The 18,186-nt window shown below is 64.2% G+C and carries 18 protein-coding genes and 1 tRNA gene; 8 read left to right on the forward strand and 11 right to left on the reverse strand.

All coding sequences use genetic code 11. The features are described 5' to 3' along the window. The first annotated feature begins 22 nt into the window (after positions 1–22). The gene (locus PXJ20_RS04865) at positions 23–952 is read left to right on the forward strand and encodes a CopD family protein (protein ID WP_421030288.1); all 930 of its coding nucleotides are present in this window, start codon (positions 23–25) and stop codon (positions 950–952) included. Positions 953–982: 30 nt separating this feature from the next. On the opposite strand, the gene PXJ20_RS04870 is transcribed toward PXJ20_RS04865, so the two are convergent. The 3 genes from PXJ20_RS04870 to dgoD form a co-directional block, all read right to left on the reverse strand. Next, positions 983–1,210 carry a YodC family protein gene (locus PXJ20_RS04870; RefSeq protein ID WP_413213056.1) on the reverse strand — a complete coding sequence of 76 codons (228 nt, stop codon included), beginning with the start codon at positions 1,208–1,210 and terminating at the stop codon, positions 983–985. Positions 1,211–1,281: 71 nt separating this feature from the next. Next, on the reverse strand, positions 1,282–1,584 hold the full coding sequence (locus PXJ20_RS04875) for a hypothetical protein (protein WP_017772749.1): 303 nt from the start codon (positions 1,582–1,584) through the stop codon (positions 1,282–1,284). A 251-nt stretch (positions 1,585–1,835) separates the two neighbouring features. Next, positions 1,836–2,984: a galactonate dehydratase gene (dgoD, locus tag PXJ20_RS04880; RefSeq protein ID WP_017772750.1), complete on the reverse strand. Its 1,149-nt coding sequence runs from the start codon at positions 2,982–2,984 to the stop codon at positions 1,836–1,838. A 310-nt stretch (positions 2,985–3,294) separates the two neighbouring features. On the opposite strand from dgoD, the gene PXJ20_RS04885 reads away from it, so the two are divergent. Further along, the gene (locus tag PXJ20_RS04885) at positions 3,295–3,972 is read left to right on the forward strand and encodes a FadR/GntR family transcriptional regulator (RefSeq protein ID WP_277598033.1); all 678 of its coding nucleotides are present in this window, start codon (positions 3,295–3,297) and stop codon (positions 3,970–3,972) included. Between the two features lie 15 nt (positions 3,973–3,987). Here the strand turns inward: PXJ20_RS04885 and PXJ20_RS04890 are convergent, their stop codons facing one another. Both PXJ20_RS04890 and PXJ20_RS04895 read right to left on the reverse strand, forming a co-directional pair. Continuing rightward, positions 3,988–5,286, reverse strand: coding sequence for an MFS transporter (locus tag PXJ20_RS04890; protein ID WP_421030289.1), 1,299 nt, complete (start codon positions 5,284–5,286; stop codon positions 3,988–3,990). A 124-nt stretch (positions 5,287–5,410) separates the two neighbouring features. Beyond that, positions 5,411–6,505, reverse strand: a complete 1,095-nt coding sequence (locus PXJ20_RS04895; RefSeq protein ID WP_017772753.1) for a tartrate dehydrogenase — start codon at positions 6,503–6,505, stop codon at positions 5,411–5,413. Positions 6,506–6,655: 150 nt separating this feature from the next. Here PXJ20_RS04895 and PXJ20_RS04900 point away from each other — a divergent pair, with 150 nt between their 5' ends. Next, positions 6,656–7,594 carry a LysR family transcriptional regulator gene (locus PXJ20_RS04900; protein WP_421030290.1) on the forward strand — a complete coding sequence of 313 codons (939 nt, stop codon included), beginning with the start codon at positions 6,656–6,658 and terminating at the stop codon, positions 7,592–7,594. Between the two features lie 106 nt (positions 7,595–7,700). Here the strand turns inward: PXJ20_RS04900 and PXJ20_RS04905 are convergent, their stop codons facing one another. After that, on the reverse strand, positions 7,701–8,264 hold the full coding sequence (locus PXJ20_RS04905) for an arsenate reductase ArsC (protein WP_421030291.1): 564 nt from the start codon (positions 8,262–8,264) through the stop codon (positions 7,701–7,703). Between the two features lie 501 nt (positions 8,265–8,765). Here PXJ20_RS04905 and PXJ20_RS04910 point away from each other — a divergent pair. Next, a complete protein-coding gene (locus PXJ20_RS04910) occupies positions 8,766–10,004 on the forward strand; it encodes a GGDEF domain-containing protein (protein WP_421030292.1) in 1,239 nt (412 codons plus the stop codon). Between the two features lie 179 nt (positions 10,005–10,183). Here PXJ20_RS04910 and PXJ20_RS04915 read toward each other — a convergent pair whose 3' ends face one another. After that, complete coding sequence (locus PXJ20_RS04915; protein WP_421030293.1) at positions 10,184–11,278, reverse strand: type VI immunity family protein; 1,095 nt, start codon at positions 11,276–11,278, stop codon at positions 10,184–10,186. 149 nt (positions 11,279–11,427) lie between these two features. On the opposite strand from PXJ20_RS04915, the gene PXJ20_RS04920 reads away from it, so the two are divergent. From PXJ20_RS04920 to PXJ20_RS04935, 4 genes are all read left to right on the forward strand, one after another. Next, positions 11,428–11,613: a hypothetical protein gene (locus PXJ20_RS04920; protein WP_421030294.1), complete on the forward strand. Its 186-nt coding sequence runs from the start codon at positions 11,428–11,430 to the stop codon at positions 11,611–11,613. 361 nt (positions 11,614–11,974) lie between these two features. Beyond that, positions 11,975–12,118: a hypothetical protein gene (locus PXJ20_RS04925; RefSeq protein ID WP_017772759.1), complete on the forward strand. Its 144-nt coding sequence runs from the start codon at positions 11,975–11,977 to the stop codon at positions 12,116–12,118. A 40-nt stretch (positions 12,119–12,158) separates the two neighbouring features. Further along, positions 12,159–12,467 (forward strand): helix-turn-helix domain-containing protein, encoded by a 309-nt coding sequence (locus PXJ20_RS04930; protein ID WP_017772760.1) that lies wholly within the window; start codon positions 12,159–12,161, stop codon positions 12,465–12,467. Next, the gene (locus PXJ20_RS04935) at positions 12,445–13,332 is read left to right on the forward strand and encodes a reverse transcriptase family protein (RefSeq protein WP_421030295.1); all 888 of its coding nucleotides are present in this window, start codon (positions 12,445–12,447) and stop codon (positions 13,330–13,332) included. Before PXJ20_RS04930 ends, PXJ20_RS04935 begins: the two co-directional genes overlap by 23 nt. 84 nt (positions 13,333–13,416) lie before the next feature. Here PXJ20_RS04935 and PXJ20_RS04940 read toward each other — a convergent pair. The 4 genes from PXJ20_RS04940 to PXJ20_RS04955 form a co-directional block, all read right to left on the reverse strand. Then, a tRNA-Met gene (locus PXJ20_RS04940) sits at positions 13,417–13,493 on the reverse strand. Between the two features lie 215 nt (positions 13,494–13,708). Continuing rightward, the gene (locus PXJ20_RS04945; RefSeq protein ID WP_026121035.1) at positions 13,709–15,367 is read right to left on the reverse strand and encodes an MFS transporter; all 1,659 of its coding nucleotides are present in this window, start codon (positions 15,365–15,367) and stop codon (positions 13,709–13,711) included. 291 nt (positions 15,368–15,658) lie between these two features. Continuing rightward, the gene (locus tag PXJ20_RS04950) at positions 15,659–17,239 is read right to left on the reverse strand and encodes a sensor histidine kinase (RefSeq protein WP_126876746.1); all 1,581 of its coding nucleotides are present in this window, start codon (positions 17,237–17,239) and stop codon (positions 15,659–15,661) included. 7 nt (positions 17,240–17,246) lie between these two features. Next, positions 17,247–18,170: a response regulator gene (locus tag PXJ20_RS04955; RefSeq protein WP_421030296.1), complete on the reverse strand. Its 924-nt coding sequence runs from the start codon at positions 18,168–18,170 to the stop codon at positions 17,247–17,249. Between the last annotated feature and the right edge of the window lie 16 nt (positions 18,171–18,186).

The following is an 18,186-nucleotide window of genomic DNA, read 5'->3' on the forward strand; positions in this document are numbered from 1 at the left end:
TTGCAATGGCGGAGCGTGACCAATGACGATGGACTGGCTCTGGTTCGGGCAGGTCACGATGGCTGCCCTTGTCGACGTGGCATTCGCCTTTGCCGTGGGTTCGGCCCTGCTCGGCGCGTGGCTCGATAAAGACGGCCGGGCCGTGGCGGCGCCTGCGCATGTTGCCTCGATGCGTGCGCAACGCTCCGCGGTGGCGGCCGCCGTCGCGCTGCTTCTCGCGCAACTGGGATGGCTGCTGTACGAAGCCGCAGCCGTGACCGGCGCGACGTTGACGGATGCCCTGGCCGCCGTGCCGACGCTGCTCGCGCAGACGCACGTGGGTCACGCGTGGGCGTTCGCGTTCGCGGCGTCCCTCGTGCTGCTCGTGACGACGCTTGTGCCGCATGCGGGCCGTTTGCGCGACGCGCTGTTGTGGCTTGCCGTGATCGCGGTGGCGGCAGGCCGGGCCGCGTCTGGCCATGCCGCCGATGACGGCCTTGCGTCGGCCGCGCTCGGTATCCAGACGCTCCATGTGCTCACGACCGGCGTCTGGGGCGGCCTCGTAATGTCGGCCGGATTCGCGGTGTTGCCCGCGCTCGGCGCGTCGACGGCGCGCGGCGTGTTGATTCGCATCGCCGGCCAGTTGTCGTCCACGTCGTTCGTTGCCGTGCTGTTCGTGATCGCGACGGGCGTGTTCCGTGCGGTGCGCGGGACGGGCGGATCGCTTGCGCCGCTCACGGGCAGCACGTGGGGTCATCTGCTCATCTTCAAGCTCACGCTCGTTGCGCTGGCCGTGGTGCTGGGCGGCCTCAACCGCTTCCAGGCGCTGCCGCGCCTGCGCCGCACGGCATCGACCATGGACGCCCATACGTTCGCCAACGTGCTGTATCTCGAAGCGCTGGCCATCACGGGCGCGTTCATCGCAGCGGCCGCGCTCGCGCACAGCATGCCCGGCGCAATGGCGATGGGTTGAGAGAGAAAAGCCTCAGCGCGTGTGCGCAGATCAGGAGGCGAGCGACCAATGCGCGGCCACGAGCATGGCCTCGGGAAACATCTCCTGGCACAGCTCGCCCGCGTCGTCGAACCACTGGCAGATCGCCCAACGGCCCGCGTCGAAGAGCACGGGCCCGGCCCACATGACGGTCATCGTGCGTCCGGCCGACTTGAGCGCGACGACATCGCCGGCACGATACGCCGACTGCGCCGCCGCAGCAGTGGGTTTCGCAGCCACGGCAGGCGCGGTCCGCTCGATACACGGCGACCGCGTAGCCCCGGCGGCGCGCCGGTTGCGATGCGAGGCCCTCATTCGAAGCCGAGCCGATGACCGAGAATCGGCGCGCAGAAAAGCGCCACGGCGCAGCCTGCCGCCTTGCCTTCGAGTTCCGCGAGCGCCACGCGCGACCCGTACATCTGCGTGAGCAGATCGAACAGTTGCGGCAGGCAGTACAGCACCGCCGCCGCGACGAAGCACTTGCCGACCAGACCGATCTGCCAGCCGCGCTCGAACGCGACGGCCGCGCCGATCACGCGCAGCACGCCGAACGCGAACAGCGCGCCGACTGCCGCCTGTTCGCGGATCAGATAGTCCGGAAGGAACTCGCCCATGTGTACTCCCTGTTTTTGCTGTCGTTTGCACGCAGGTCAGCAAGGAGTGGGCCAGAGGTGCGCCGCGCGTCACGGGCGCAGTCGCAAAGCCTTATGGGACAAGCAAAGCCGGTGAGCCCTCCGGCCAACACGCGTGTGTGAGCCGGCGAACACAGGCCTGAAAAAACGCGGGATACGTTACGTAACCGAAACGTGTCCCGCGCGATGTCACGTAACGGGCGAGCCCCGCAATCGCGCTCGCCCGCGCAGCGTCACCACTCGGCGACGCTGCCGTCGGAATGGCGCCACACGGGATTGCGCCAGCGGTGGCCCACCTTCGCCATCTCGCGGACCTTCTCCTCGTTCACGTCGATGCCGAGGCCCGGGCCCTGCGGAATCGAAACGAAGCCGTCTTCGTAGCGGAACACTTCGGGGTTGCGGATGTAGTCGAGCAGGTCGTTGCCCTGGTTGTAGTGAATGCCGAGGCTCTGCTCCTGGATGAACGCGTTGTAGCTCACCGCGTCGATCTGCAGGCACGTGGCGAGCGCGATGGGGCCGAGCGGGCAATGCAGCGCGAGCGCGACGTCGTAGGCTTCCGCCATCGACGCGATCTTGCGGCACTCGGTGATGCCGCCCGCGTGCGACGCGTCGGGCTGAATGATGTCGACGTAGCCGCCCGCCAGAATGTGCTTGAAGTCCCAGCGCGAGTAGAGCCGCTCGCCGAGCGCAATGGGCGTGTTGGTCTGGTTGACGATGTCGCGCAACGCTTCCACGTTCTCGGAGAGTACCGGCTCTTCGATGAAGAGCAGACGATACGGGTCCAGCTCTTTCGCGAGCACTTTGGCCATGGGCTTGTGCACGCGGCCATGGAAGTCGACGCCGATACCCACATGCGGGCCCACGGCTTCGCGCACGGCCGCCACGTTGGCGATCACGCCTTCCACCTTCTCGAAGGTGTCGATGATCTGCAGCTCTTCGGAGCCGTTCATCTTCACCGCCTTGAAGCCGCGCTCCACCACGGCGCGCGCGTTGTTCGCGACGTCGTGCGGACGGTCGCCGCCAATCCACGAATAGACCTTGATACGGTCGCGCACCTGGCCGCCCAGCAGCGCATGCACGGGCACGCCGTGGTGCTTGCCTTTGATGTCCCACAGCGCCTGGTCGATGCCCGCAATCGCGCTCATCGAAATCGGACCGCCCCGGTAGAAGCCGGCGCGGTACATGACCTGCCAGTGGTCTTCGATCAGCAGCGGGTCTTTGCCGACGAGATAGTCCGCGAGTTCGTGGACGGCCGCTTCCACGGTATGGGCGCGCCCTTCGACAACGGGCTCGCCCCAGCCGACGATGCCTTCGTCCGTTTCGATCTTGAGGAAGAGCCAGCGCGGCGGGACGATGAACGTTTCGAGGCGGGTGATCTTCATGGCGATGTCTCCTTGCGAATGCCGTGACTGCGCGGCGGCCGTTGGCGTGAGGAAGGCAGCGGCGCCGCGTCGAGTGGCGATATCCTAGCGCAAAACTTAAAACAGTACTATTAATAGTATTATTAGATCGCGCGATACTGGGCCGGGCTGCGTCTTGCGGGCGCGCATGCTCCACGAGCCGCGGATGTCCGATAATCGCGGTCGTTTTCACCCGGCTGCGGGTGCAAGACCGGCCGCCGGCAAACGGTGGCCCAGCCAGGACCGGCGCTGCGAGCCGGCCGTACAAGTACAAGCACAACGGAGAACAGCCATTCAGAACGATCTGCACGGCCGCGTGGCATACGAACTTGCCACGGCCATTCTGCGCGGCGACTATGCGCCGGGATCGGTCCTTCCGCGTGAGGCGGAACTCATGGAGACCTTTGGCGTGAGCCGCACGGTGTTGCGCGAGGCGCTGCGCACGCTGACGTCGAAGGGATTGGTGGAGTCGCGGCCGCGGGTGGGCACGCGGGTGCGTCCGCGCGACGCGTGGAATCTGCTCGATGCCGACCTGCTCAACTGGTACGCGCGCGTGGCGCCGCCGCTCAAGTTCGCGATGAAGCTGCAGGAGATGCGCGAAATGATCGAGCCTTACGCCGCCGCGCTCGCCGCCGCCGCGCACGACGAAGCCAAGCTCGCCGCGATTGCCGACGCGCACGCCGCGATGGCGGCCGCCCGCAACGAGGACGAATGGGTGCGTGCGGACCTGCAATTCCATCTGAGCGTGCTGGACGCGTGCTGCAACGAGCTGCTCATTCCGCTGGGCGCGTTGATCGAGCGCACGCTGGAGGCCCAGTTGCGTGTGAACGCCAAGCGCGCCGACGTGTTCAACGCCGCGTTGCCCGACCACACCGCTGTGCTCGAAGCCATTCAGGCCCGCGACACGGTGCGCGCGCGAGAAACCATGACGGCGTTGCTCTCCACCACGCGTGCCCGCATGGAGGAGTAAGCCACGAGGCTGCGCCTACTGCACAGCTTGCGGATGTCTGCGCAAACCGCTGCGTGCAATCGCAAGCGTGAGCACGGCCGACAGGCCAAGACTCGCCGCGACGACATAGAGGCCCGCGGCGTAGCCGCCCGTCACGGACTTGAGCCAGCCGATGGCGAACGGCCCGACGAAGCCGCCCAGGTTGCCGATCGAATTGATCATCGCGATGCCTGCCGCCGCGCCCGCTCCCGAGAGGAACGAGGCCGGCATGGCCCACAGCGGCGCTTTCGCAGCGCTGATGCCCACGTTCACGACGACAAGCGCCAGCACGACCTGGGCCGCCGTCTGCGCGACGCCGCAGAATGCGAGCCCCGCGGCGGCGGCCACGCATGGGATGGCAACGTGCCACGTGCGTTCACGTGCCCGGTCCGAATGGCGTGCCCACGCGATCATGCCCACCACCGCGAGCACGCTGGGTATCGCGTTGAGCATGCCCGTGCCGAACGCGCTGAAGCCGAACTGGCGGATGATGAGCGGCGCCCACAACCCAAGCGTATAAAGCCCCGCGGACGTGCCGAAGTAGATCAGCGCCATGACCAGCACGCGCGGATCGCGCAGCGCCCGCAGCGCGCCTTCGGTGTGGCCCGCCTGCGACTCGCGTTCGCGGTGCTCGTCACGCAGCGTGGCGACGAGCCAGGCCTTCTCCTCGGGCGCAAGCCACTTGGCCTTTTCCGGCGAATCCGTGAGCGCGCGCAGCACCACGAAGCCGAGCACGATGGCAGGCAGCGCTTCGATCAGAAAGAGCCATTGCCAGTTGCTGAGGCCAAGCATGGGCGGCAACTCCATCAACGCGCCGGAAACGGGCGAGCCGATCGCCGTGGAGAGCGGCGCCGCGGCCATGAACGCGGCGGCGGCCAGCGCGCGCTGGCGAGCGGGAAACCACTGGCTCAGATAAAGAATGATGCCGGGGAAGAAACCGGCTTCTGCCACACCGAGCAGAAAACGCAGCGCATAGAACGAGTGCGGCCCGCTCACGAACGCCGACGCCGCGGATACGAGCCCCCATGTGACCATCACGCGCGCGATCCACACCCGCGCGCCGACCTTGTTGAGGATGAGGTTCGACGGCACCTCGAAGAGGAAATAGCCCAGAAAGAAGATGCCGCCGCCCAGACCGAACATGGCCGGCGTGAGCCCGATGGCCTTGTTCATCGAGATTGCGGCAAAGCCCACGTTCACGCGGTCCAGAAAGCTTACGAAGTAAAGGAGCATCACGAACGGCAGGATGCGCCACGTCAGCTTGCGCACGACGCGGGCGGGCAGGTCGGAAGTCATGGTTGTCTCCGGTGGAGGCCGCCTGCCGTGCGCAGCATCGCGCACGACGGCAGCTCTTCGTATGGTTGGTGTTGCTGAGTGTTGCCCTTGACTCGTGAGGTCAGAGCAACAAGCGGCAATACGCTCAGGCAGCCTGCTGGATAAGCCCTGCGTGTTGCGCGATGTACGCACAGACGGCGTCCGTCACCTGTGCCGTGGTCGCGTTGCCGCCCAGGTCGCGCGTATGGAGCGCGGGGCTGGCGGTGACGTGCTCGATGGCCGACATCAGCACGCGGGCCGCAGCGGTTTCGCCGAGGTGTTCGAGCAGCATGACCGCCGACCAGAACGTGCCGATCGGATTGGCGAGCCCCTTGCCCATGATGTCGAATGCTGAGCCATGAATGGGCTCGAACATCGACGGGTAGCGGCGTTCGGGATCGAGGTTCGCCGTGGGCGCGATGCCGAGGCTGCCGGCCAGCGCGGCAGCCAGGTCGCTCAGGATGTCCGCATGCAGGTTGGTCGCGACGATGGTGTCGAGCGACGCGGGGCGGTTCACCATGCGCGCGGTGGCGGCATCCACGAGTTCCTTGTCCCAACTGACGTCGGGAAATTCCTTCGAGATCTGCACCGCGATCTCGTCCCACATCACCATGGCGTGGCGCTGCGCGTTGCTCTTCGTGATCACCGTGAGATGCTTGCGCGGACGCGATTGCGCGAGACGAAACGCGAAACGCAGAATCCGTTCGACGCCCGCGCGCGTCATCATCGAGACGTCGGTTGCCACCTCGATGGGGTGCCCCTGGTGTGCGCGGCCGCCCACGCCCGAATACTCGCCTTCCGAGTTTTCCCGCACGATCACCCAGTCGAGGTCGGCAGGCGTGCAGCGTTTCAGCGGCGCGTCGATGCCGGGCAGGATGCGTGTGGGGCGCACGTTCGCGTACTGGTCGAAGCCCTGGCAGATCTTGAGGCGCAAGCCCCACAGCGTGATGTGGTCGGCAATGTGCGGGTCGCCGGCTGAACCGAACAGAATGGCGTCCTTGTTGCGCAGCGCGTCGAGCCCGTCGGCCGGCATCATGACGCCGTGTTCGCGATAGTAGTCGCCGCCCCAGTCGAAGTTCTCGAACTCGAATGCGAACGCGTCGGAACGCTGCGCGAGGGCTTCGAGCACGCGCTGGCCCGCCGGGACCACCTCCTTGCCGATGCCGTCGCCGGGAATGGTGGCAATGCGCCAGGTTTTCATGTCCGTGTGTCTCCATCAACGCTGTAGAAGTGGCGGCTATCGTCGCGCAGAAAGCCCCGCTGGGAACGATGCTAGACTGAAACCGCTTTTAACCTCAGGTTAAGGATCGGTGCTCTTCGCCACCGTTCTTCACGCCGTCCACTTCGCTTCATGGCCACCATCCAGCCCGACGATTTCGGTTTCTTCTCGACGCTCGCCGGCAGCGGCAGCCTCACCGCCGCCGCGCGCGAACTCGGTCTTTCCACGGCAGCGGTGAGCAAACATCTCGCGCAGATGGAAGCGCGCGCAGGCGTCGCGCTCGTGAATCGCACCACGCGCCGTATGAGCCTCACACCCGAAGGCGAGCTGTATCTCGCCCGGGCGCGCCAGATTCTCAGCGAGATGGACGAACTTGCCGAGCTGCTGGGCGGCTCGCGCGCGGTGCCGAAGGGCCTCTTGCGCGTGAACGCGACGCTTGGCTTCGGCCGCAGTCACGTGGCGCCCGCGATCTCGCGATTCGTCGAGCGCTATCCCGAGGTGGAGGCGCAGTTGCAGCTTTCCGTCGACCCGCCACCGCTCAGCGACGACGCGTTCGACGTCTGCGTCCGTTTCGGCGAGCCGCCCGACGCGCGCGTGATGGCGCGACGCGTGGCGCCGAACCGGCGGCTGTTGTGCGCGTCGCCGGCGTATCTACGGCGGCACGCGGCGCCGAAGAGTCCGCGCGAACTCGCGCAGCACAACTGCATCGGCATTCGTCAGGGCGGGGACGGCTATGGCGTGTGGCGACTCACGAGCGGCCGCGGTGCCGCTCAGAAAACAGAGACGGTGAGGGTGCGCGGCAATCTCACGACGAACGACGGCGAGATCGCGGTGAAGTGGGCGCTCGACGGCCACGGCATCCTGATGCGCGCGGAGTGGGACATCGCGCCGTACCTGCGTGACGGGACGCTCGTGCAGGTGCTACCCGAGTACCGTACGCCGGGCGCCGACATCTATGCGGTCTACGCGCCGCATCATCAACTGTCGGCGCGCGTGCGGGCATTCGTGGATTTTCTCGCCGTGGAACTGACGCGGCCGGTGGGCAAGGGGAGGAAGCGGCGGGCAGCGTGAGGCGACGACGCTGGTTCAGTCGCGCTGCGTGCGCGGCACACTAGCGTAGTCGTCGCGCCAGCCGCGCCAAATGTCGCGAAGCTGGCGTGATCGATAGAAAAGAGACCTACGCACAAGCCGGCTGGTGCGAGCCGGTATGACGGTCCAGCGAGGGCGGGGCGATGTCGTCGCTTGCATCGAGCAATTGCGCTGCCGCAGCTGCCGACGTTCCGCGTGCCGACGAACCATCGCAGTACTGCGGCAACGAGATGAACACGCTCACGCGGCGCAGGATCTGCCAGAAGACCCGTTCGAACGCACGCGAGCGTTCGGCTTCTGACATGCCATCGGCGAGCGGGTCCGGGAAACTCCATTCGCAGAACTCGGGCTCACCGGGAAAGACAGGCGCATGGTATTCGGCGACGCGGCCGTCCAGCGCGATGACGATGTCCATGCGAGGCGCCCACTGTCCCGTGAACTCGTGCCAGCTCTTCGGATTAAGCCGGCCCAGTTCCGATATGCCGGGGCGTAGCTGGGCAAGCGCCAGGGGGTGCACCCTCGCTGCCGGATCGGCTCCGGCGCTGAACGGTGCGAAACGATCGCCCGCCAGTTCCCGCAACAAGGCTTCCGCCATGATGCTGCGTGCCGAATTCTCCTTGCAGAGAAACAGCACCTTGTATTTTTCGGTCACAGCACTACCCCGTAACATGCATTTTTCGTTGTGTGCGCCACATTGTGCAGTCGGACTCTTGCACATGGGTGACGGAATTGTGACATGGCAATATCGTCGCCGGTGAGACGCACGCGCCGCGCGGAGCCTGGTGTTTTGCCTGGCTTTTCCTGGAGCCGGGCCTGGACCGGCGGCGAAAAGGTCGCAAAGGATACAGGAAGCCGGCGCGCTTGTTGAGAGGTATGGGTGCGCGGTGCAAACGGTGCTTGAGCGCGAGCATGGTGTGCAAGGTTCGGTCGTCGTGCGACGCAGCCGAACACTGAGTACACCGTATGAGGTGCGTTGCGAAGTCAGGTATTCGAGCCGGTTGTTGTTACCGCGCGCTTGGGCGAAATCGCGGCAGATCTCGGTAAAGGTTGCGATACCATACGAAGGTTCCACGGGGAGGGCAGTCAATGGACTGCGGTTGCCTCGCGGACGCCTTTCTTCTGCTTTTTCCCGGCGCCCCACTCGCATAGAGCCATGTTCAGCCCTGTCGCATTTATCGGCATTGCGATTATGTCCTGCGTGATGAGCGTGGCGGTGCTGGGCTCACTGCTGCAGGCACGCATTCCGGGGCTTGGCCGCTGGTGCGCCGCGTATGTGGTGCTCGCCGTCGCGCTCTCGCTGCTGCTCGTGCAGCGCGATGCACCGCCCGCCATCGTCACGGCCACTGTTGGTGTGATGCTCGTTTTTGCGGCGCTGCTCGTCGTGCAGGGCTTCCGTCAGTTCTTCTTTCTTCGACCATCGTTTTTCCCTGAGTATCTGCTCGCGGGCGCAGTGGTGTCGGGCTTCGTCTACTGGACGTTTGCCGCGGTCGATCTCGACGCCCGCGTGTCGTTGCTCTCTGCGTTTCTGGGCTACGTGCGCATCGCGGTGGGCTGGATGGCCTACCGGTTCCGCCCGCCCGGCCGGCCGAGGTACAGCTATCTCTTCGTGGCGGTCTCTGCCCTGGCAGGTGCGGTAATTCACGTCGGACGGGGTCTTGCCTATGGCTTCGGCTTCGCGCACCAGACCACATTCCTTGAAGCCACGCCGCTCAATACCGCGTTTCTCGGCATGGGCATCCTCACGCTGCCGTGCCTCTCGATCGGCATGGTGATGCTCGCGCACGACAGAATGGCCGAGCGCATGGAGCGTATGGCCACCATCGACGAACTCACCGGCACGCTTGTACGCCGCGCGTTCCTGGCCCGGGGCAAGACGTTGCTGGACGCAACGCGCGCGTCGGGCAAGCGGCTTTCCATTGCGATCCTCGATATCGACAACTTCAAGACGATCAACGACCGCTACGGCCACGCGGCCGGCGACAGAACCCTGGCGTGTTTTGCCGCAGCGATCTCGAAGGGCATTCGCCGTACCGATCTCTTCGGGCGACTGGGCGGCGAGGAATTCGGCGTGCTCTTCGCTGACGCCAGCAAGGCGGAAGCAGCGAAGCTTGCCGACCAGTTGAGGGCATCGATTGCCGTGCTGATGCCACAGCAGGACGGTCGCGCGAAGTGCACGTTCAGCGCAGGCGTTGCCGAGTTCGGCGACGGCGATACCTTTGCGGATGCGATGGCGCGCGCCGATGCCGCGCTCTATGCGGCGAAGGACTATGGCCGCAATTGCGTGATGGCTGCGCCCGTGGCAAATGGTGAAGCGGGAGGGGCGTGCGAGGTGGTGGGCGCTGAAGGCGACGTGCTGGTTCAGCGGTTGGGTCCGCGCGTGAAGGCGGTTTAGAGGCGGTGGGGTTTGGCCTTCACTGACGCACTCGCTGCCTGTCAAGGCAAAACTTCCGTCCGAAGCCTTGACGGAAGAAGGCGGATTTCCGGTGCATCAAAAGCAGTGCTCGATGGCGGGCGAAGGCGCGCGGCCTCCAACCCGTGGCGTTTTTTGTCGGTGAGCGCGCGGGGCGTGTGTCAAAGTGGGTTCGGAAGCGCGTTGGCGGGTGTGAGGGGCGGGGTGTCGAGCAAGGCGGCCTTCGCGGCGAACAAGCCGTTTTCGTCGGTCTCGAAGCGGCGGAGCCAGGCGACGGTCGACGCCTTGGTGTTGTAGACCGGCGCGTCGCCGTTCACAGTGCCGCGTTGCAAGCTGTCCATTTCGCTCACACGGATCGACCGCAATGCTGCGTCGAGAATCACGTAGGCGGGCGGATTGAAAGGCGGCTTGCCCTCTTCGTCCGATATACCGCTTTCGGGCAGGACGCCGGCCCGGATGACAACGCCTTGGCCGTAGTCGCCGATCGCGAACCAATTTGGCGGCAGATGAGCGCGCAGCCCGCCTAGGCCGCCCGCCGCTTCGAGCATCGGCTTGCTGATCGCTGTAAGCCAATCGATCGTTTTCAGTTGTTCTTTGAGCATGCGGACAGACAGGTCGGCGGGAAAGCCAACATCTTGGCCGGGCATTGTCTGGCTAGCCCAATACTCGGTGGCTTCGTTTTCTTCGCGTCCGGTCGGCGAGAGATTGACCGCGACGCCGGCATGGCCCCATGGCGCCTTGAGGCGCTCGACCGCGTCGAAGAACAGCTTCGCGAACGCGTCGGGGCGCTCCTGGACAGCGAAAACGGGCCACGAGAACCACAAGGCGTTGAAGCCGCGGTTGCCGAGCTTCTCTTGCCATCGGCGCTGGCCGCCGACATGGAATTCCCACAGGCTCGCGTCGGTTGGGCGCTCGCCGCTCATGAAATCGAAGTCAAACCGATCTTCGGGGCCAAGCCCGGCTGCGGCCGCGCGCAACGATTTCGCCTTTGACATGGGCTGCGCGGGTTTGCCGTTGCTCCACATGTAAGTCAGCTTTTCGTCGCCCATCGACGCGGCGAACTCGTCGAACGTCTGGGCGAGCGCTTCGCGGACGGCCGGATCGGCGGCTTGCTCAAAGTAGACGCAGGCACGGATGACAAAAGCCGCGCCGATTCCGTCGTGCGGATATCGAGGTTCCAGAAGGGCGTTCGCCACCAGCGCTTTGGACTGGTTGGCCTTGGCCCATTTCAGAAAGTCTTGCGTTATGGCAGTCATGGGGCGAATGGGGATGAGCCTGGCGACACAGGCTATCAGGGAACCGGAAGCGGGGGAACGGGCGGCGGCAGGCCGAAGCCTGGCGTCGGCGGCCTCGCGGTGAAAATCGATTTCAGCGAGCGTTGGTGATCCGACGAAGTGAGGGTGATATGGCGGAAAAGCTGAATTCGATCGAGCGCCAGCGTGAGCTGCGGGAGCGGTTTCGTCAGGCGGACGCGACTTCGCTGTTGGAGGGGTACGAGCCGGGCCATTTCGAGGAGTCTAAGAAAGAACGGTTGATCGCTGGGGAGAGGAGTTCATCACTGCTATGGCTGCTCACATCCGTGGCAATGTGACAGATCGGTGAGCCGTGCAATCAGCGCGCGAACATATTTCGCTGACAGCGAAATATTTCTTGAAATGGCGAACTCGATTGACTATATTGGTGGTGAGGCTAACAGAGACAACTGTCGTGTCTGTGGGGTGTTTAAGCACCCTGTGGGGCCGCAAGGTCCTGTCTTTCGCTAGGCCGTGCGCCGTGGAGCCGAGTATCTGGACGGACCATGACGATGCTGCCGATGCGAGCATGCCCGGGACGACACCGGGCATGCATTGGGAATAGAGGGGAAAACCTGCCGTTTGCTCTGCTTGGTTACGGACGACAGCCATGGTCTGTGCATTTCGCTCAGACCGGTGGTGTAGCCAAGGAGAACAACCATGCATCATGTTCGAAAGCCTCCCAAACGGCGGGGGCCGAGGAGCCGGGTCAAGTCGTGGTTGACGCGTCCGGAGACGATCAAGGTGGCTGTCGCTATCCTGCAATTGATCGATCTGGTCGTGAAGATTTTCGACAAGTCCTGAGGCGATTCGGCACCCCTTTATTTCAAACTGGGAATGAACCATGTTGTGCCGAGCGTTGAAACTACTGAGGACGTACCATCAGCTCACGCAGGTCGAGCTGGCGAAGCGTCTTGGCATTTCGAACTCGTACCTAAGTGAGATCGAGAAGGGTGATAAAGCACCTGGCTTGGACTTGCTTGGCAAGTATTCGGAAGTGTTCAAGATGCCGACGTCGTCCATTTTGCTCTTCTCCGAAACCATGGAAGAGGAACGGACGCGTGGCAGTAAGCTGCGTATTGCCGCTGCGGACAAGATTCTGCGTCTCCTTGAATGGTTGGAAGAGCGCGATGAAATCGAAAAACACGCCTGAGCGATATCCGCTCCATCAGTCCCCGCTCTATCGTTTGAGGGGGAAAGGGCAGTTCGAGAAGGTACTGGGTGTTGAGTGGAGCGCAGTCAACAAGCTGCTTGCCCCCGATAACTACCGAGTCTGGGAGAACGACAAGGGGCGGGAGATCCAGCAGCCGCTGGGGTGGCTGGCTCATGTTCATGGTCGCATTGGTAAGCTGCTTTCCCGGATCGAACTGCCCGACTATCTGTATTCGCAGAAAGGGCGCTCCTACGCCGATAACGCTAGGGAGCATGTCGGGTCGACGCCTCTCGTCAAGACTGATATCCATAAGTTCTATCCGAGCACCACGCGGCAGATGGTCTACCGGATGTTCGTCGTAGACTTTCTATGCGCAGAGGACATTGCTCATTGTCTAGCCGATATTTGTTGCTATCGTCAGGAGCATCTTCCGACCGGAAGTGCGTTGAGTGGCCGGGTCGCTTTCTTTGCGGCAAGGCATATGTTCGACGATATCGCTGAACTGGCAAAGAGTGAGCGATGCCGGATGACGGCTTATGTGGACGATGTGACCATTTCGGGGACGGCCGCCACGAAGAAGTTGTTGGGCGAGGTTCGGAAGCTGATTAGCAGGCACGGCTATAAGACCAAGCAGAAGAAATCGAAGACCTATGCCGCGACTTCCGTCAAGGTCGTCACAGGCGCCGTTGTAGTTGGTCCAGAGCTGCGACTTCCAAACGAACGGCATCGCAAGATATGGCAAGCGAAGCAGGAGCTGTTGCGTTGTGGGCGTGAGCAAAAGGCACCGCTATTGCGGGCATTGAGGGGCCGGCTACAGGAGGCAAGTCAGATTTTGGATAACCCGTGCGTGGAGCCGCGTGGCTAGGATTGGCGATGCCGGTGTTGCCGCAGCATGCTGTTTGCGGAGCAAAGAAAAAGGGCCCAGCTTGCGCTGGGCCCTTTCTGCATTTGGTGGCGAATCAGGGATTCGAACCCCGGACCTGCGGATTATGATTCCGTCGCTCTAACCGACTGAGCTAATTCGCCGAAAGAAGGCGGATTATGAAGGTGCCGGTCGTGGCTGTCAACCCCCCATGCCGGCATCCTCTTCGCCCCTTCAGTGCTTTGACCGAACTTCTACGCCAACGAGAGGGCGCCCAAGACACCCAAAATATTGGCGCCTCCAATGAGATGAGGCTTCGGGAACCCCATCCCGATCCATCCTGGCACGTCACACAGTCGAACCCCCGTTCGCTGTGCCCTCAATCCTGGGCGTAGATGTCCGAGTCTTTGGTCTCCTTCACGAACAGCATGCCGATCACGAACGTCGCGAGTGCGATCACGACCGGATACCACAACCCCGAATAGATATCGCCCTTGGTGGCCACAATCGCGAAGGCCGTGGCCGGCAGGAAGCCGCCGAACCAGCCGTTGCCGATGTGATACGGCAGCGACATGGACGTATAGCGAATCCGCGTCGGGAACATTTCCACCAGCATCGCGGCGATCGGGCCGTACACCATCGTCACGTAGATGACGAGAATCGTCAGGATCACCACCGACATGGGCCAGTTGATCTGCGACGGGTCGGCCTTCGGCGGGTAGCCGGCGGCCTTCAGCGTAGAGCCGAGCGACTTGTCGAACGCGGTGCCTTTTTCCTTTGCGTCGGTCGCCTTGCCGTCATACGCCTCGACCACGGTATCGCCCACCTTGATCTGCGCCATCGTGCCGGCCGGCGCTGCCACGTTGGTGTAGTTCAAACCGGCCTTCGAGAGCGCGCCCTTCGCGATATCGCAAGACGACGTGAACTTCGCCGTTCCCACCGGGTTGAACTGGAACGAGCATTCGTCCGGGTTCGCGACCACGACGATCGGCGACTTCTGGGTCGCGGCGTCGAGCGCCGGGTTGGCGTAGTGCGTGAGCGCCTTGAAGAGCGGGAAATACGTGAGCGCCGCGATCAGGCAGCCGGCCATGATGATCGGCTTGCGGCCGATGCGGTCCGAGAGCGAGCCGAAGAACAGGAAGAACGGCGTGCCGATCAGGAGCGCGATCGCAATCAGGATGTTGGCGCTTGCGCCGTCCACCTTCAGCGTCTGTGTCAGGAAGAAGAGCGCATAGAACTGCCCGGTGTACCACACCACGGCCTGGCCGGCGGTCAGGCCGATCAGCGCGAGGATCACGAGCTTGAGGTTTTTCCACTGGCCAAACGCTTCGGTCAGCGGGGCCTTCGACGTCTTGCCCTCCGCCTTGATGCGCGCGAACACGGGCGACTCGTTCAGTTGCAGCCGGATCCACACCGAAACGGCGAGCAGGAGGATCGACGCGATGAACGGAATGCGCCATGCCCACGCGCCGAACTGCTCTTCGCCCACGAACGTGCGCACGCCGAGAATCACGAGCAGCGACAGGAACAGGCCCAGCGTCGCGGTGGTCTGGATCCACGCGGTGTAGAAGCCGCGTCGGCCGGCCGGCGCGTGCTCTGCCACGTAGGTTGCCGCGCCGCCGTACTCGCCGCCAAGCGCGAGACCTTGCGCAAGCCGCATCACGATAAAGATGACGGGCGAAGCGATGCCTATGGACGCATAACCCGGCAGGAAGCCGACCACGAACGTCGACAGACCCATGATGACGATGGTGACGAGGAACGTGTACTTGCGTCCGACCAGGTCACCCAGGCGTCCGAAGACGATGGCGCCGAACGGTCGGACGGCGAAACCCGCGGCAAAGCCGAGCAGCGTGAAGATGAAGCCAGCTGTCGGATTGACGCCGGAGAAGAAACTCTTGCTGATGAAAGCCGCCAGCGAACCGGCGAGATAAAAGTCGTACCACTCGAAAACCGTGCCCAGCGACGAGGCGAAAATCACCCGTTTTTCTGCGCCTGTCATGGGTGCGTGCGATAGCTGTCCGCCTACGGTTGCCATAAGTCGTCTCCGTTTTGATATTCGTGAGGCGCGCCCGGACAGACGCACCTGCGGCTCATTATTGGAACGCAAACTTACTGGTTACTGACGCGCAATGGGGGCTTTGGCGGAGTTTTGCGTCGGGTGCGATTACGTCTTTGTCGGATAAATTCACAGAAAATGGCTTCAACGGACGTTTATGTCGCTAATTCTGCTGTGCCATTTCCGGTTGCAAACCTTGTCCGTAAGGGTAAGTCCTTGGGGTATTCGCAAGTGCCGCTGAGGGTTCCCTGAGCGTGCGTTGAGCAAGCTTCAGGACGCATTCGTCTGCATCGCTTCCCGTATGCGCAGCGTAATGCGCACGAGCGTGCCCGCCATGCGCGGCGTTTCCTGGTACACGTTGTCTTCGATCGTGAGCGTGCCGCCGTGCATCGTCGCGATTTCTTTGACGATGGCAAGGCCCAGCCCGCTGCCGTCGCCCTCGCGGCCGAGAATCCGGTAAAAGCGCTCCGTTACCCGCTCGCGTTCGGCGAGGGGGATGCCAGGCCCCGTGTCCTCGACCTCGAGGTGCACGACGCCCGCCGCCGCATCCGGGCGTACCCGCACGGTGATGCGGCCACCGGCGGGTGTATAGCGCATCGCGTTGTCGATCAGGTTCGACAGCATCTCGCGCAGCATCACCGGGTGTCCTTCCACCTCGATCTTCGGGTCCGCGCTGTCGGGCCCTTCGTAGCCCAGGTCCATCTGCTTCACGAGCGCCGCCTGCACCCAGTCGCGCACGGCGTTGCGTGCCACCTCACCTACGTCCACCGCCGTGAAGATCTGTCCGGACAGGCGGTTCTCGGCGCGCGCGAGCGCCAGCAGCTGCGTGACGAGCCGCGCCGCGTGCTCGGAACTCGTCGCGATCTGCTGGAGCGAGCGATGAACTTCCGCGGGCGCTTCCTGGCGCAACGCGAGTTCGGCCTGGGTGCGCAGGCCGGCAAGCGGGGTTTTCATCTGATGCGCGGCGTCGGCGATGAAGCGCTTTTGCAGCTCCATGTTCTGTTCGAGGCGCGTAAGCAGGTCGTTGAACGACGTGACGAGCGGCTCGATTTCGGGTGGCGCGCGGCGTGCCTCGAGCGGCGAAAGGTCGTCCGGTCGGCGCGCGCGGATATTCGACTGCAGCGCATGCAACGGCGCGAGCCCGCGCGAGAGGCCGAACCAGACAAGCACGATGGCGAGCGGCAGAATCACGAACTGCGGGAGGATCACGCCCTTGATGATGTCGTTGGCCAGCTGGCGGCGCTTGTCGAGTGTTTCGGCGACCTGCACGAGCACCGGCTGTGCACCGGGCGTCTGCGGAAATTCGACGGTCGTGTAGGCCACGCGGATATCGTTGCCGCGCAGCATGTCGTCGCGAAATTCGACGATGCCGGGCTGCGGGCGATCGTCTTCGTGCGGCAGCGGCATGTCGCGCTCGCCTGCCACCAGTTCGCCGCGCGTGCCGAGCACCTGGAAGAACACGCTGTCGATGTTGTCTGCGCGCAGGAAGTCACGCGTGGACTCGGGCAGCGTGAGTTCGGCGACGCCGTTGACGGGATGGATCTGCCGCGCGAGCACGTAGGCATCGGTTTCCAGCGCGCGGTCGAACGGCCCGTTGGCAATCGACTTTGCCACGAGGTAGGTGACGGCGATGCTCATCGGCCACAGCAGCAGCAGCGGCGCCAGCATCCAGTCGAGAATCTCGCCGAAGAGCGAGCGCGGACGTGCCTGCGCGGCGCTCTCGGTTTCGTCGGGCGGCGCGAAAGGGTTCTCGTAGCGCGCGTCGCGCGTGTCGTCATCGAGCGGTACGGGAGCGGACGGCGAAGGCGGGGGCGAACCGGCAGCGCGCCGGACATCGAGAGGCGCGGCCATGCTGTCCTTACTTATATGGATGGGTTGCCGGCATTGCGGGCTTGCTGGTGGGCGTGACGGCGGCGGGCGAGCCGGTGGCGGCCGATGCCGGGGGTGGGACGGCGGATGCGGCGAGTCCGCTTGCCGCTGAGGTCTCTCCGGCTTCAACGCTCGCTGCCGAGCCCTCTACCGGCTTCGACGACGCCGATGGGTCGTTCGCGGCAGGCGCGCCGAGCGCAGCCGCCGAAGCCGCGGCCGATGCCGCCGACGCCGGTACGGGCGCCTGAGCCGCTTTTTCGAGGCAGTAGCCGAGCCCGCGCACCGTCGCGATGCGCACGCCGCCCGGCTCCAGCTTCTTGCGCAGCCGGTGCACGTAGACCTCGATCGCGTTGTTGCTGACCTCCTCGCCCCACTCGCACAGGTGATCGACGAGCTGTTCCTTCGATACCAGCCGGCCAATCCGCTGCAGCAGCACTTCGAGCACGCCGAGTTCGCGCGCGGACAAATCGAGCACCTGGTCGTTGATGCACGCAATGCGGCCGACCTGATCGAACGACAGCGCGCCATGACGCACGACCGTCGGTCCGCCGCCGGCGCCGCGGCGCGTCAGCGCGCGCACACGCGCTTCGAGTTCGTTGAGGGCGAACGGCTTGGCCATGTAGTCGTCGGCGCCGAGGTCGAGCCCTTTGACGCGTTCGTCCACGCTGTCCGCGGCCGTGAGGATCAGCACGGGCAGATTCGAGTTGCGGGCGCGCAGGCGGCGCAGCACCTCGAGCCCGGGCATGCGCGGCAGGCCGAGATCGAGTATCAGGAGGTCGAAAGACTGCATCGACAGCGCGGTATCCGCCTCCACGCCGTTCTTGACGTGGTCGACCGCATAGGCCGATTGGCGGAGTGATCGGACAAGACCGTCCGCGAGTATGCTGTCGTCTTCGGCAATGAGAATTCGCATGATGCGCCCAGCGTTG

It is taken from the genome of Paraburkholderia sp. A1RI_3L, from assembly GCF_048957895.1.
Classification (GTDB): domain Bacteria; phylum Pseudomonadota; class Gammaproteobacteria; order Burkholderiales; family Burkholderiaceae; genus Paraburkholderia; species Paraburkholderia kururiensis.